This is a genomic window from Bradyrhizobium sp. CCGUVB4N, assembly GCF_024199945.1.
In the GTDB taxonomy this organism is placed as follows: domain Bacteria; phylum Pseudomonadota; class Alphaproteobacteria; order Rhizobiales; family Xanthobacteraceae; genus Bradyrhizobium.
Genome location: NZ_JANADP010000001.1, coordinates 8,721,081 through 8,735,020 on the forward strand (window position 1 = coordinate 8,721,081; position 13,940 = coordinate 8,735,020).

Below are 13,940 nucleotides of genomic sequence, written 5' to 3' on the forward strand. Positions count from 1 at the left end.
CCGGGACCCATACTCTCGAGGCGTCGTGATGCGCCGAACTGGTAACCACGAGTCATCGCCAAACTACTGCTTGTGGTTATGGGTCCCGGCCTTCGCCGGGACGACAGCGGAGTATCTGTCACCGATTGAGGCAATAGTGTTTGATGATGCTTTCTTTACCGACGTCGAATAGTCCTGAATCGACACAATCCCGAGCTGCTGGAGCGAAAGAATACAGACGATTTTAGCGATCTGAAACCGGAACGATCGGTTCAGCGTTCATTCGTTCCACGGCAGGGTTTCGCTCATGAACAAATTCGATCTGGCGGTCTATGCCGCCCTCGTTATCGCGATCGGCTTCGGCTTCAAGACCGGCCTGCTGCGCAGCGCCATGACCATCCTCGCCTATCTCCTCGCCGCTCCCATCGCGGTTTCGCTGATGCCGATGATCGCGCCGCAGATCACCGGCAATCCGAATGCGCCGCTGGTCCAGAACTGGATCTGGTTCTTCGGCATCTTCCTGGTCGTCGGCATGCTGCTCGGATATATCGGCCGCTTCGTGCTGGACGACACGATCCGCGAGGCCGGGATCGGCGACCGGCTCGGCGGCGCCGCGCTCGGCGCCATCAGGGTCGGCCTTGTCGCCACCACGCTGGTGCTGGTGTTCGACCAGATCGTCCCGGCCAACCACCAGCCGCCCTTCCTTGCCGGGTCGCAGCTGCGGCCGCTGTTCTCGGCGGTCGGGCAGATGGGCTTCAAGTCGCTGCCGCCGGAGGCCGCGGCCGCGATCGACCGGCTCAAGCAGGAGCGGCGTATCTAGGGCGTTTGGGCATGATCTTTTCGGAAAACCGCGGCACACTTTTCCGGATCATGCCCGTTTGCATCGCCACGGCGAGCGCCATGCATTTTGACGCGGCTCCATCCCTTATCAGCGGCGTCGAGGTTGGCTAGAGTGCGCCCCGTCCAAAAACCTGCCTGCTATTTTCGGGAGTGAAACTGTGGATCTTGGGATCAAAGGTCGCCGCGCCATCGTCTGCGCATCCAGCAAGGGCCTGGGGCGCGCTTGCGCCATCTCGCTGGCCGAAGCCGGCGTTGACGTCACGCTGACCGCGCGCGGCGCCGGCGCGCTGAAGAAGACGGCCGACGACATCCGCAAGGCCTATCCGAGCGTGAAGGTCACCGAGATCGTCGGCGACATCACCACGCCCGCGGGCCGCGAGGCCGTGCTCAAGGCCTGCCCCGAGCCGGACATTCTCATCAACAATGCCGGCGGCCCGCCGCCCGGCGATTTCCGCAACTGGACCCGCGACGACTGGATCAAGGCGATCGACGCCAACATGCTCACGCCGATCGAGCTGATCAAGTCGACGGTCGACGGCATGATGGCGCGCAAGTTCGGCCGCATCGTCAACATCACCTCGGCCGCGGTGAAGGCGCCGATCGACATCCTCGGCCTCTCCAACGGCGCGCGCGCCGGCCTCACCGGCTTCATCGCCGGCTTGTCGCGCAAGACCGTGATCAACAACGTCACCATCAACGGCCTCTTGCCGGGCCCGTTCGAGACCGACCGCCTGACCGGCACCGCGAAGGCCGAGGCCGACAAGCGCGGCACGACGCCCGAGCAGATTTTGGCCGAGCGCGCCAAACTCAACCCGGCCGGCCGTTTCGGCCAGCCCGACGAGTTCGGCTATGCCTGCGCCTTCCTGTGCGGCGCCAAGGCCGGCTTCATCACCGGCCAAAACATCTTGCTCGACGGCGGCGCTTTCCCCGGCACGCTGTGAGGGCGGTCTGGTACGAGCAGACAGGGCCGGCAGTCGACGTTCTCACCTATGGTGAGATGGCGACGCCGGTCGCGGGCCCAGGCGAAGTCCGCATTCGCCTGGAAGCCTCCGGCATCAATCCGGCCGATGTCGGCAGGCGCGGCGGTTCTTATCGCGCGATGGAATTCTCGCGCGTGATTCCGAACAGCGACGGCGCCGGCTTCGTCGACCAGATCGGCGACGGCGTGACACGCTTCAAGATCGGCGACCGGGTCTGGCTGTTCAACGGCCAGCGCAACGGCCGCGCCTTCGGCACCGCGGCGGAATATATCGCGCTTGCTGAGCAACTGGTGACGCCGCTGCCGGACACTCTCTCTTTCGCGGAAGGCGCCACGCTCGGCATCCCCGCGATGACCGCTTGGTGCGCGCTGTTTGCGGATGGGCCGATCGTCGGCAAGACCGTTCTGGTCACCGGCGGCGCCGGCGCGGTCGGGCACTATGCGGTGCAACTGGCAAAGTGGGGCGGCGCGCAGGTGATCGCGACCGTCAGCTCGGCGATGAAGGGCGAGCAGGCCCGGCGTGCGGGCGCCGATCTCGTGGTCAACTACAAGGACGAGGACGTCGTTGCAAAGACGATGGCCTTCACCGGCGGGCGCGGCGTCGACCGCGTCGTCGACGTCGATTTCGGCGGCAACATCGCCACCACGCTGAAGCTGATGGCGATGAATTCCACCATCGCGGTCTACGCTACCAACGGCAACCGCACGCCGACGGTGCCGATGCGCGAGCTGATGGAGAAGTGCATCAACCTGCGCGCCCTGGTGCTGTTCGCACTGCCGCCGGCGCTGCTCGCGGCGGCGCAGGCCGACATTTCAAAATGGCTGGCGGCCGGGCCGCGGCTTCACAACGTCGCGGCCCAGTTCGCGCTGTCGGATACGGCGCAGGCCCATCTCGCCGTCGAGAGGGGCGACAAGCTCGGCACCGTGATCGTCGACTGCGCGCGGTGAGCACCGAGTTAGTCGCTCGAAGTCTCCACAACCGTCATGGCCGGGCTTGTCCCGGCATGACGACGTCTCGCTACGCCACCGGCGTCGTCCGCTCGTCGCTCCAGTCGATGCCGAGCTCATCCATGCCGTCGGCCAGGAGATCGCCGAGCATCGGCTCTCCCAGCAGATATTGAACCGTCTCGCGCCGGGGAGCCTTGTACTCGCTGCGCGCTTCCACGGCCCGCTCGCGCAGATCGTCCCATTCGTCCACATCGCCATCGCCGCGGCCGAGCCACATCAGCGTGACGAGGTCGAGCTGCTCGTCCTCGTTCAGCGCCCGGATGAAGCCGGAAAGCTCCGCTGCGACCGGATCGGAATTGCTGTCCTCGAGCACATCAATCTCGTCGTCGTCGGACGGATTAGAGCCCGAGTCCGGATCTGAGGCCGCTTCCTTGACGTCGAATTCGCGGGCCTTCTCGATGATGAAGGCGACCTTGTCGGCGGAAATCGCAAGCTCTGGCATGGGCTCCCCCTGCTGGTCGTTTGGCTGGTTCCAGCCTCCCCGGATAACGCAACATCACGACAGATGATCCATTGCGTTCGACGGCGGAAGACCGCATCTTTCGCGAAAGCAAGAAAATGAGGGGCACGCCCGATGCAGTGGCAGGTCGGCAACGTCAAGATCACAAAGCTCGTCGAAATGGAGACGATCGGCTCGACCCGCTTCATCCTGCCGGCCGCAACCAACGACGAAATCCGGAAACTGCCCTGGCTGATCCCGCATTTCGCCACCGAGGAGGGTCGGCTGAAAATGTCGATCCATTCGCTGGTGGTGGAGACGCCGTCGCGCCGCATCCTGGTCGATACCGGGCTCGGCAACGACAAGCAGGGCCGCGGCGTCCCGGTCTGGAATAACCGCGACACGCCATTCCTCGAGATCATGGCGGCGGCAGGCTTTCCCCCGGACAGCATCGACACCGTGCTGTGCACCCATCTTCACGTCGATCACGTCGGCTGGAACACAAGGCTGGTCGGGGGCAAATGGGTGCCGACGTTCCCCGGCGCGCGCTACCTGTTCGGCAAGACCGAATATGAATATTGGCGTGACTATACGGCCGAGCCGGACAAGGTCGCGGTGTTCAACGATTCCGTGAAGCCGGTCGTCGATGCGGGCCTGGTCGACTTGATCCCGAGCGATCACCGGCTCTGCGAGGAGATCAGCGTGATCCCGACCCCCGGCCACAGCCCCGGGCACATGAGCGTCCTGATCGAGTCCGCCGGTGAGCGCGGGCTGCTCAGCGGCGATGTGGCCCATCATCCCTGCCAGATGGCGCATCTCGACTGGTGCTCCGTCGTCGACAGCGATCCCGCCCAGTCAGCGGCGAGCCGACACACGATATTCTCGCGCTTTGCCGACACCCCGACCCTGGTGATCGGCGGACATTTCTCGGCCGGGCACATCAAGCGGGACGGCGACGCGTTCAGGTTCGAGGCGCTGGGATCGTAGGCTTCGTAGGGTGGGTTAGCCGAAGGCGTAACCCACCGCGTCTGCCTCCGTTGAAGCAGAAGAGGTGGGTTGCGCCCGGACTGCGCTTCGCGCAGCCGCGTGCTAACCCACCCTACGAATGAAGGGCTGCAATGCAGCCCTTTTCCGCGGTTGAATTTCCCGCCGCGCTGTTCCATGAAGCTATTCAACCGATCAGTCCATCCCAAGGGAGAAACCAGAATGAAGCTTGTTCGTTACGGCGAAAAGGGTGCGGAAAAACCCGGCCTGATCGACAAATCCGGCCAGTTGCGCGACCTGTCGGCGCATGTGAAGGATTTCACCGGCGAGGCCTATTCGCCGGAGTCCCTGAAGAAGCTGGCGGCGATTGATCCCGCCTCGCTGCCTGCCGTGTCCGGCAAGCCGCGGTTCGGCGCGCCCGTCACCGGCATCTCGAAATTCGTCGCGATCGGCCTCAATTACAGCGACCACGCCAAGGAGACCGGCGCCGCCATTCCGACCGAGCCGATCATCTTCATGAAGGCCAACACCTCGCTGACCGGCCCGAACGACAAGGTCGAGAAGCCGCGCGGCTCGACCAAGCTCGACTGGGAAGTCGAGATCGCCGCGATCATCGGCACCCAGGCAAAATACATCTCGGAAGCCGATGCCCTGAACTACGTCGCCGGCTATTGCGTCTGCAACGACGTCTCCGAGCGCGCCTTCCAGACCGAGCGCCTGGGTCAGTGGACCAAGGGCAAGTCGCACGACACGTTCGGCCCGGTCGGTCCCTGGCTCGCCACCAAGGACGAGATCAAGGACGTGCAGAACCTGTCGATGTGGCTCGACGTCAACGGTCAGCGCCGCCAGACCGGCTCGACCAAGACCATGATCTTCTCGATGGCCAAGTGCATCTCCTACGTCTCGCAGTTCATGACGCTGCTGCCGGGCGACATCATCACCACCGGCACCCCGCCCGGCGTCGGCCTCGGCATGAAGCCGCCGACCTTCCTCAATGTCGGCGACGTCGTCACGCTCGGCATCGAAGGCCTCGGCGAGCAGCGCCAGGAGATCGTCGCGGCGTAAGTCGCCGTCCTCCCTCATCCTGAGGAGCGCGCAACGCGCGCGTCTCGAAGGATGTGCCAGGAAAAAAGTCGCCCGACGTTCGCGCCGGGTGACGAGCGAAGATACCTCGTTGTCCATCCTTCGAGACGCGCGCCAAGTGGCGCGCTCCTCAGGATGAGGACCGTCTGTCTCGATAGAGGACATCCCATGAAACTCTCCTTCTCCGCCGCCTCGCCCTTTGCCCGCAAGGTGCGCATCGCAGCGATCGAGCTCGGGCTGATCGACAAGATCGAGTTCACGCCGGCAACGGTCGCGCCGGGCACGGTGAACGAGGACTATTCGAAGATCACGCCGCTGAAGAAGCTGCCGGTGCTCATCACCAATGACGGCGACGTCATCCTGGATTCCTACGTCATCGTCGAATATCTCAACGAGATGGCCGGCGGCAATTTGATCCCGTCTTACGGCCCGCGGCGCTGGAAGGCCAAGACCAATCATTCGCTGATCAACGGCATGCTCGATTCCATGCTGCTGTGCCGCTACGAGAAGATGGTGCGGCCGCAGGGCCTGCAATGGCAGGCATGGTCTGACGACCACTGGAACCGGGCCTGGACCGGCATGGCGCGCTTCGAGAACATGCCTGATGTGCTGAACGGCCCGTTCGACATCTCGCAGATCGGCCTCGTTTGCGTGCTCGGCTATGCCGACTTCCGCTTCGCCGATTGCGGCTGGCGCAAGGCCTATCCGAAACTCGACGCGTTCCACCAGAAGATGCTGGAGCGGCCCTCGGTGAAGATCTCGGTCCCACCGGCCGCGTAGCGACAGTATGCCGGGAGAATGACGATGCGCGATCAATTCTCCCGGTTCTCAATTCTCAGCGCGAGCTTCGTGCTCGCGCTCTCCGTCTCAGCCACCCATCTGCGGGCCGAGAGCATGCCGCCTGGACCAACCGATCAGGCCTGCGGAGCGCCCTCATCGATCGATGATGGCTGGGAGATCGCCTCGCCCGACACTGTCGGCATGGACGGCGCGAAGCTGTGCACTGTCGCCGCGCGGCTCGCGCAGCGGTCGACCGCGGTGCATTCGGTCGTCGTCATCAGGCATGGCAAGCTCGTCTTCGAGCAATATTTTCCCGGCTACGACCAGCCCTGGGGACAGCCCGACGGCCAGTACGAGTTCACCGCCACGACGAAGCACGACATGCGCTCGGCATCCAAGAGCGTGACCTCGCTGCTGATTGGAATCGCGATCGACCGCAAGCTCATCGCAGGCGTCGATGAGCCCGTCCTGAAATTCTTTCCCGATTATGCCGCGGTGAAGCAGGAGGGATGGGACGCCATCACGCTGCGCCACCTGCTGACGATGTCATCCGGCTTCAAATGGGACGAGGCGCGAGCCTGGACCGATCCGAAGAACGAGGAGCCGCATCTCGTCACCGAGCCGGATCCGCTTGGCTATGTACTATCACGACCCATCGCAGCACCGCCCGATACGCTATGGGCCTATAGTGGCGGCGGCACGGAATTGCTCGGCAACATCGTCATGCGCGTCTCGAAACAATCGCTGGAGGCGTTCGCGCGCGAAGCGCTGTTCCAACCGCTCGGCATTACCGACGTCGAATGGAAGAACTACAAGAACGGCAAGATCGCGGCGGCCGCGGGCCTGCGCTTGCGGCCGCGCGATGCGGCGAAGATCGGCCAGCTCGTTCTCAATCGTGGCCTGTGGAACGGCCGGCAAATCGTCTCGGCCGACTGGATCGCACAATCGATCACGCCGCGTTTCCAGGCCGTCGGCTATTTCGGCAGCACGCAATTCTATGGTTATCAATGGTGGATGGGTCGCTCGTTCGCCGGCGACAAGGAGATCAAATGGGTTGCTGCCTTCGGCTGGGGCGGTCAGCGCATCTTCGTTGTACCCGAGCTTGATCTCGTCATGATGACCACTGCTGCGCAATACGGCCAGCCCAAGGAGGGCGTGGCCGCGATCGACATCCTCTCCAATATCGTCATTCCATCCGTGCGCGACGTGCACTGATCACAAAGGAAGCGAGCATGAGCCTGAAATATTCGGTCGGCGATCTCACCATCCAGCGCGTCATCGAGCAGGAGACCTCGTTCGTTCCGGCACTGGAGATGCTGCCGGGACTGACACCTGAGGTGCTGGCCGAGAACCGGGACTGGATGCGGCAAGCCAAGGCGCTGGACGATCAGGACGTGCTGATCCTGGCCTTCCAGTCCTATGTGGTGAAGACGCCGCACCACACCATTTTGATCGATAGCTGCATCGGCAACGACAAGCCGCGCCCCAATCGCGCGAAATGGAACATGAAGACCGATGACACCTATATGCGTGCGCTCAATGCCGCGGGCGTCTCGGTTGACGACATCGACTTCGTGATGTGCACGCATCTGCATGTTGATCACGTCGGCTGGAACACGCGGCTGGAGAACGGCCGCTGGGTGCCCACTTTCCCCAAGGCACGCTACGTGTTCGCCAAGCAGGAATACGACCACTGGTTCGCAGAGAATGCGAAGGCGGAGATCCCGCCCTTCGCCGACAGCGTGCTGCCAGTGGTCGAGGCCAAGCGGCACGAGCTCGTCAGCAACGATCACCAGATCGGCGATCACGTCCGCATCGTGCCGACGCCGGGCCACACGCCCGGCCATATCGCGATCGCGATGGGACGCGGCAAGGATGACGCGGTATTCTCCGGCGACCTCATGCATTCGCCGCTGCAGACGCTCTATCCGGAGCTGTCGATCAAGTTCGACACCGATCCGGCCAAGGCGGCCACGACGCGGCGGAGCTTCCTGGAACGCTATTGCGACACCGACACGTTGTGCTGCACGGCGCATTTCCCCTCACCATCGGTGGGGAAGATCAAGCGCAAGGGCAACGCATTCGTGTGCGCGGCGGTTTGATTTAGCGCGGCTCGCACGGCGAACTCCCATCCTCCCCTGGAGGGGAGGATCGGATCGCATACAGCGAAGCGGAATGCGATCCGAGGTGGGGTGACGGTCTATCCTCGCTGAAACCGCCCGTGTTGAGAGATCACCCCACCCCGCTCGCGCTTCGCGCGATCGACCTACGAGCGAGCTACGCTCGTCTCGGACCCCTCCAGGGGAGGGTAAGGAGACAACATCGATGACAACACTCCCCGACATTCCTCTTCCCGCCGGCATCCGCTCGCGATACGTCGACGGCATCAACGGCCTGCGCATGCATGTGCTCGAAGCCGGCTTCGAGACCAGGGGCCGTCCCTGCATCCTGCTGCTGCACGGGTTTCCCGAGGTCGCCTTCTCGTGGCGCAAGGTGATGCCGGCGCTGGCCGCCGCCGGCTATCACGTGCTCGCACCCGACCAGCGCGGCTATGGCCGCACCACCGGCTGGACCGCCGATTACGACGACGATCTCACCCCGTTCTCTCTTCTCAACCTCGCGCGTGATGCGCTCGCTTTGGTGTCGGCGTTCGGCTACAGGCAGGTGGACCTCGCCGGACATGATTTCGGCAGCCCGGTCGCGGCGTGGTGCGCGCTGATCCGGCCCGACGTGTTTCGTTCGGTGACGCTGATGAGCGCGCCGTTCGGCGGGGCGCCGCCGCTGCCGTTCAATACGGCCGATGGTCCGGCGAAGACTGCGGTCGAGGATCCCGTCCATCGCGAACTCGCCGCGCTGCCGCGCCCGCGCATCCATTATCAATGGTACTACGCGACGCGCGCCGCCAACGCCGACATGCAGCACGCGCCGCAAGGCGTGCATGATTTCCTGCGGGCCTATTATCATCACAAGAGCGCGGACTGGATCGACAACAAGCCTTATCCGCTGAAGTCGTGGTCTGCAGGCGAGCTCGCAAAGCTGCCGACTTATTACGTAATGGACCTCGGCGAGACCATGGCCGAAACGGTCGCGAAGGAGATGCCCTCGCCGGCTGCGATCGCCGCCAATCGATGGCTGCCGGACAGCGACCTCGCTTACTACAGCGCCGAATATGGCCGCACCGGATTCCAGGGCGGTCTGCAATGGTATCGCTACGGCACAACGGGCATGCTCAACAGCGAGATGCAGCTGTTCTCGGGCCGCAGCATCGACGTGCCCTCGTGCTTCATCTCGGGCAAGCAGGATTGGGGCACTTATCAACGCCCCGGCGTGTTCGAGGCGATGCAGGGACGCGGTTGCACGAGGATGCTCGGCTGTCATCTCGTCGACGGTGCCGGCCATTGGGTGCAGCAAGAGCAGCCCGCCGAGGTCAGCCGGCTGCTGCTGGACTTCCTGGCAAAAACAGCCTGACCAAGTCCGCCGACGCCCGATTTGACCCGGCAACCACGGCGCCCTATATAGTTTAGAATTATTCTAAACTAGCGAGACAGGGCCGTCGTGAAGAATTTTGCCGATCTGACCGAGCGCGAGGTGCTTGCGGTCGCGATCTCCTCCGAGGAGGAGGACAGCCGCATCTATATGAGCTTCGCCGAGGACTTGCGGGAACGCTATCCGGATACGGCGAAGATCTTCGAGGAGATGGCGGAGGAAGAGCGCGGCCACCGACATCGCCTGCTGCAACTCTATGAAGAGCGTTTCGGCCCGCATCTGCCGCCGATCCGGCGCGAGGACGTCAAAGGGTTCCTGCGTCGGCGTCCGATCTGGCTGACCAAGAACCTGCCGCTCGACACGATCCGCAAGGAGGTCGAGACCATGGAGCTCGAGGCCGAGCGCTTCTACGCGCGCGCCGCCGAACAGGCCGAGGATGTCGGCGTGCGCCGCCTGCTCGGCGACCTTGCCGAAGAAGAGAAGCACCACGAGAACCGCGCGGTCGCGCTCACCGACGAGATCCTGAAGCCCGACGTGCGCGCGGAAGAAGACCGCACGCGGCGGCGGATGTTCGTGCTGCAATATGTGCAGCCGGGCCTCGCCGGCCTGATGGACGGCTCGGTCTCGACGCTGGCGCCGCTGTTCGCGGCGGCCTTCGCCACGCACCAGAATTGGCAGACGTTTCTGGTCGGCCTCGCCGCTTCGATCGGCGCCGGAATCAGCATGGGATTTGCGGAAGCGTTGTCCGACGACGGCTCCCTCACCGGGCGCGGCTCACCCTGGCTGCGCGGCATCACCTGCGGCGCGATGACGACACTCGGCGGGCTTGGACACACCATGCCCTATCTCGTGCCCGATCACTGGGCCAACGCGTTTTGGATCGCCACGGGAATCGCCGGCATCGTCGTGTTCTTCGAGCTCTGGGCGATCGCCTTCATCCGCGCACGCTACATGGACACGCCGTTCCTGCAGGCCGTATTCCAGATCGTGCTCGGCGGCGCCATCGTGCTGGCGGTGGGGATCTTGATCGGGGCGGCCTGAGGCCTTCCGCACCACGGCATGGCAATCGCGATCAAACGGCGGTTGCGGCCTTCCGGCAAACTGCGCATCATCCCCCAGGTGAAGCGCAGGAGCATGTCGTGGCGAAATCGGAATGGAGTTACAAGAGCGCGGTCGAACTGTCAGCCGCTTTGGCAGCGAAGAAAGTCTCCGCTGTCGAGCTCACGCAGGACGCGATCGACCGCATCGAGCGTCACGACGGCAAGGTCAACGCGATCTGCGTGCGAGACTTCGATCGCGCGCTGAGCGCCGCGCGTGATGCGGATGCCGCATTGGCCCGCGGCGAGCGCAAGCCGCTGCTCGGCCTGCCGATGACGGTGAAGGAGTCCTACAACATCGCCGGGCTGCCGACGACCTGGGGCAATCCAGCGCAAAAGGATTTCATTGCCAAGGAAGACTCGCTGCCGGTCACGCGGGTGAAGGACGCCGGCACCGTCGTGCTCGGCAAGACCAACGTGCCGGTCGCGCTCGCCGACTGGCAGAGCTACAACGACATCTACGGCACCACCAATAATCCCTACGATCTCGGCCGCACCCCGGGCGGCTCATCCGGCGGCTCGTCGGCGGCGCTCGCCGCGGGCTACGGTCCGCTCTCGCTCGGCTCGGATATCGGAGGCTCGCTGCGCGTGCCCGCGTTTCATTGCGGTGTCTACGCACACAAGCCGACCTTCGATCTGTTGCCCTCTCGCGGCCACACGGCGCCGCCGGCTCCGTCGCTAGCCTATGAGCGCGATCTCGCCGTGATAGGCCCGATGGCGCGCAGCGCCGGCGATCTATCCTTGCTGCTCGACGTCATGGCCGGGCCGGACCCAATCGACAACGGCAAGGCCTACAGGCTCGAGCTGCCGCCTGCGCGTCACGGCGCGCTAAAGGATTTCCGCGTCCTCGTGATCGATACCGATCCGGTGCTGCCGACCGACACCGCGGTGCGCGGCAGCATCAACACGCTCGCCGACAATCTCGCCAGGGCGGGCGTCAGAATCGAGCGCAGCAGTCCGCTGCTGCCGGATTTCGCGGCGTCCTCGCGCCTCTATATGCGGATGCTGCTGTCGTTTCTTGCCGCCAGCTTCCCGAGCGAATTCTACGCAGGCGCGGTCGCCGCGGCCGCCACCCTGCCGGCCAGCAACAACAGCCTGCAGGCCGAACGCCTCCGCGGCATCGCGCTCAGCCATCGCGACTGGGTGACCGCGACCGTCGGCCGGACACGGCTGCGCGCACAATGGCGCGAACTGTTCACATCCTTCGACGCGGTGATCTGCCCGATCATGCCGACACCAGCCTATCCGCACGATCATTCGCCGGATCAAGAGCAGCGCCGTATCGTGATCGATGGCAAGGAGCACGTCTATACCGACCAGCTCGCCTGGCCCGGCATCGCCACGCTTCCCGGCCTGCCCTCGACCGCGAGCCCGACCGGCTTCGCGCCGGACGGCCTGCCGCTCGGCGTCCAGATCGTCGGCCCGTGGCTGGAGGACCGCACGCCCTTGAGGCTGGCCGAACTGATCGAACGCGAGTTCGGCGGGTTCATGCCGCCGAAGATGTTTGACGACTAGACGAGAACCTCATCCTGAGGAGACCGCGAAGCGGTCGTCTCGAAGGATGGCCACAGGAGAGATCGGGGCCTTCATGGTTCGAGACGGCGCTAACGCGCCTCCTCACCATGAGGGTCGAATCGGGAGAGAAGCATCATGAGCCAGGACCTCGAACAGCTCACCGCACTCAACCGCGACTACGTCGCCTCCGTGCAGAACTGCGACGTCAAACGCTTCGACGAGATTTTGGCGCCGGAGTTTTACTGCTCCAATCCCGACAAGACGCTGGTCGACCGCGCCGCCTTCCTGGAGCAGACCGCGCGGCCGATCGCGATCCGCAATCTGCACGCCTTCGACGTCATCATCCGCATCATGGGCGACTTCGCCATCATCCACGCGGCGACGAGCTTCACCACCGCGGATGGTCAGCAGGCGACCGGGCGCTATACGGACTGCTGGACGAAGAAGAACGGCACGTGGCTGGCGGTGTCGGCGCACGTGTCACGGTGAGTTGATGCAGGCCATCCCCACACTCCGCAGTCATGCCCCGGCTTGACCGGGGCATCCAGTACACCGCGGCAATAGTTCGTTCACGCAACTTCCGCCGCAGAGTACTGGATCGCCCGCCTTCGCGGGCGATGACACCGTCCTAGACGTCAACTATCAAACACAATCACGCTCCGCAGCGTCTTGCCGGCTTTCATGTTGGCAAAACCCTCGTTGATCTCGCTGAGCTTCAGCTTGGCCGAGATCCAGTCTTCCAAATGCAGCCGGCCGCGCAGGTAGAAGTCGACCAGGCGCGGCATGTCGACGCGGAAATGGTTGGATCCCATCGACGAGCCCTGGATCCGACGCTCCCGCAAGAAATCGAAACCGTGCAGCTCGATCTTCTGGCCGAACGGGATCATGCCGACGATGGTCGCGGTGCCGCCGGAGGCGAGCATGCCGAAGGCTTGCTCGGCGGTTTCCTTGCGGCCGAGCACCTCGAAGGAATGCTGCACGCCGCCATTGGTGAGGTCGCGAACCTGCTTCACCACGTCGCCGTCGGCGGGATTGATGATGTCGGTCGCACCGAGCTTGGTCGCGAGCTGGAGCTTTGCGGGATTGGTGTCGATGGCAATGATCCGCCCGGCACCGGCGATCTGCGCGCCGTTGATCGCGGCCATGCCGACACCGCCGCAGCCGATCACCGCCACGGTCTCGCCCGCGGTCACCTTCGCCGTGTTCACCACCGCGCCATAGCCGGTGATGACGCCGCAGCCGATCAGCGCGGCGAGATCGAGCGGCATCTCTTTGCGGATTTTGACGATCGCATTCTCGTGCACCAGCATCTGCTCGGCAAAGGACGAGAGGTTGAGGAACTGATGCAGCTTCTCCGACCTGTTCCACTGCATCCGGTCCGAAGCGCCCGGCAGCATCTTCACCGTGGTGTCGGTGCAGAGCACGGTGCGGCCCGTGGTGCAATTGTCGCAGGTGCCGCAGAACACGGACAGACAGGTCACGACGTGATCGCCCGGTTTCACATAGGTCACGTCAGAACCGACCTGCTCGACAACACCGGCGGATTCGTGCCCGAGCACCGCGGGCAGCGGATGCGGGTAGAGGCCTTCCATGAAATGCAGATCGGAGTGGCAGAGCCCGGCGACGGACGTGCGGATCAGCACTTCGCGCGGGCCGGGCTTCGGCAGGCTGACATCCTCGATGACCAGCGGCTTGTTGACTTCATAAAGGACGGCGGCCTTCATCGGTGCTTCCTCGTTGTTATGATTTT

Annotated in this window: 14 protein-coding genes; 12 read left to right on the forward strand and 2 right to left on the reverse strand. The window is 64.1% G+C overall.

Annotated features, from left to right (window positions below; all coding sequences use genetic code 11):
• The first annotated feature begins 286 nt into the window (after nucleotides 1–286).
• The 3 genes from NLM31_RS40685 to NLM31_RS40695 all read left to right on the forward strand — a co-directional run bounded on the left by NLM31_RS40685 (nucleotide 287) and on the right by NLM31_RS40695 (nucleotide 2,746).
• Nucleotides 287–799, forward strand: coding sequence for a CvpA family protein (locus tag NLM31_RS40685; protein WP_254195852.1), 513 nt, complete (start codon nucleotides 287–289; stop codon nucleotides 797–799).
• A 178-nt stretch (nucleotides 800–977) separates the two neighbouring features.
• Complete coding sequence (locus NLM31_RS40690) at nucleotides 978–1,760, forward strand: SDR family oxidoreductase (RefSeq protein ID WP_254195853.1); 783 nt, start codon at nucleotides 978–980, stop codon at nucleotides 1,758–1,760.
• Nucleotides 1,757–2,746 (forward strand): zinc-binding dehydrogenase, encoded by a 990-nt coding sequence (locus NLM31_RS40695; protein ID WP_254195854.1) that lies wholly within the window; start codon nucleotides 1,757–1,759, stop codon nucleotides 2,744–2,746. Before NLM31_RS40690 ends, NLM31_RS40695 begins: the two co-directional genes overlap by 4 nt.
• A 70-nt stretch (nucleotides 2,747–2,816) precedes the next feature.
• On the opposite strand, the gene NLM31_RS40700 is transcribed toward NLM31_RS40695, so the two are convergent.
• Complete coding sequence (locus tag NLM31_RS40700) at nucleotides 2,817–3,248, reverse strand: DUF3775 domain-containing protein (protein WP_254134772.1); 432 nt, start codon at nucleotides 3,246–3,248, stop codon at nucleotides 2,817–2,819.
• Nucleotides 3,249–3,380: 132 nt separating this feature from the next.
• Between NLM31_RS40700 and NLM31_RS40705 the strand changes: the two genes are divergently transcribed.
• The 9 genes from NLM31_RS40705 (at nucleotide 3,381) to NLM31_RS40745 (ending at nucleotide 12,679) form a co-directional block, all read left to right on the forward strand.
• Nucleotides 3,381–4,232 (forward strand): MBL fold metallo-hydrolase, encoded by an 852-nt coding sequence (locus NLM31_RS40705; RefSeq protein ID WP_254195855.1) that lies wholly within the window; start codon nucleotides 3,381–3,383, stop codon nucleotides 4,230–4,232.
• 219 nt (nucleotides 4,233–4,451) lie between these two features.
• Nucleotides 4,452–5,294, forward strand: a complete 843-nt coding sequence (locus NLM31_RS40710) for a fumarylacetoacetate hydrolase family protein (RefSeq protein WP_254134774.1) — start codon at nucleotides 4,452–4,454, stop codon at nucleotides 5,292–5,294.
• A 186-nt stretch (nucleotides 5,295–5,480) separates the two neighbouring features.
• The gene (locus NLM31_RS40715; protein ID WP_254195856.1) at nucleotides 5,481–6,092 is read left to right on the forward strand and encodes a glutathione S-transferase family protein; all 612 of its coding nucleotides are present in this window, start codon (nucleotides 5,481–5,483) and stop codon (nucleotides 6,090–6,092) included.
• 24 nt (nucleotides 6,093–6,116) lie between these two features.
• A complete protein-coding gene (locus NLM31_RS40720) occupies nucleotides 6,117–7,307 on the forward strand; it encodes a serine hydrolase (RefSeq protein WP_254134776.1) in 1,191 nt (396 codons plus the stop codon).
• Nucleotides 7,308–7,324: 17 nt separating this feature from the next.
• Nucleotides 7,325–8,194, forward strand: coding sequence for an MBL fold metallo-hydrolase (locus NLM31_RS40725; RefSeq protein ID WP_254134777.1), 870 nt, complete (start codon nucleotides 7,325–7,327; stop codon nucleotides 8,192–8,194).
• Nucleotides 8,195–8,417: 223 nt separating this feature from the next.
• The gene (locus NLM31_RS40730; protein ID WP_305884462.1) at nucleotides 8,418–9,560 is read left to right on the forward strand and encodes an alpha/beta hydrolase; all 1,143 of its coding nucleotides are present in this window, start codon (nucleotides 8,418–8,420) and stop codon (nucleotides 9,558–9,560) included.
• Nucleotides 9,561–9,647: 87 nt separating this feature from the next.
• Entirely contained in the window at nucleotides 9,648–10,619 is a 972-nt protein-coding gene (mbfA, locus tag NLM31_RS40735) for an iron exporter MbfA (protein ID WP_254134778.1), read from the forward strand.
• A gap of 98 nt (nucleotides 10,620–10,717) precedes the next feature.
• Nucleotides 10,718–12,190, forward strand: coding sequence for an amidase (locus NLM31_RS40740; RefSeq protein WP_254195857.1), 1,473 nt, complete (start codon nucleotides 10,718–10,720; stop codon nucleotides 12,188–12,190).
• A gap of 135 nt (nucleotides 12,191–12,325) precedes the next feature.
• Nucleotides 12,326–12,679, forward strand: coding sequence for a nuclear transport factor 2 family protein (locus NLM31_RS40745; RefSeq protein ID WP_254195858.1), 354 nt, complete (start codon nucleotides 12,326–12,328; stop codon nucleotides 12,677–12,679).
• Nucleotides 12,680–12,825: 146 nt separating this feature from the next.
• On the opposite strand, the gene NLM31_RS40750 is transcribed toward NLM31_RS40745, so the two are convergent.
• Nucleotides 12,826–13,914, reverse strand: coding sequence for a Zn-dependent alcohol dehydrogenase (locus NLM31_RS40750; protein ID WP_254195859.1), 1,089 nt, complete (start codon nucleotides 13,912–13,914; stop codon nucleotides 12,826–12,828).
• Nucleotides 13,915–13,940: the final 26 nt, after the last annotated feature.

Coding starts and splice junctions, on each gene's coding strand:
- NLM31_RS40685 (WP_254195852.1), top strand. CDS start 287: ATGAACAAATTCGATCTGGCGGTCTATGCCGCCCTCGTTATCGCGATC.
- NLM31_RS40700 (WP_254134772.1), bottom strand. CDS start 3,248: ATGCCAGAGCTTGCGATTTCCGCCGACAAGGTCGCCTTCATCATCGAG.
- NLM31_RS40705 (WP_254195855.1), top strand. CDS start 3,381: ATGCAGTGGCAGGTCGGCAACGTCAAGATCACAAAGCTCGTCGAAATG.
- NLM31_RS40710 (WP_254134774.1), top strand. CDS start 4,452: ATGAAGCTTGTTCGTTACGGCGAAAAGGGTGCGGAAAAACCCGGCCTG.
- NLM31_RS40715 (WP_254195856.1), top strand. CDS start 5,481: ATGAAACTCTCCTTCTCCGCCGCCTCGCCCTTTGCCCGCAAGGTGCGC.
- NLM31_RS40720 (WP_254134776.1), top strand. CDS start 6,117: ATGCGCGATCAATTCTCCCGGTTCTCAATTCTCAGCGCGAGCTTCGTG.
- NLM31_RS40725 (WP_254134777.1), top strand. CDS start 7,325: ATGAGCCTGAAATATTCGGTCGGCGATCTCACCATCCAGCGCGTCATC.
- NLM31_RS40730 (WP_305884462.1), top strand. CDS start 8,418: ATGACAACACTCCCCGACATTCCTCTTCCCGCCGGCATCCGCTCGCGA.
- NLM31_RS40745 (WP_254195858.1), top strand. CDS start 12,326: ATGAGCCAGGACCTCGAACAGCTCACCGCACTCAACCGCGACTACGTC.
- NLM31_RS40750 (WP_254195859.1), bottom strand. CDS start 13,914: ATGAAGGCCGCCGTCCTTTATGAAGTCAACAAGCCGCTGGTCATCGAG.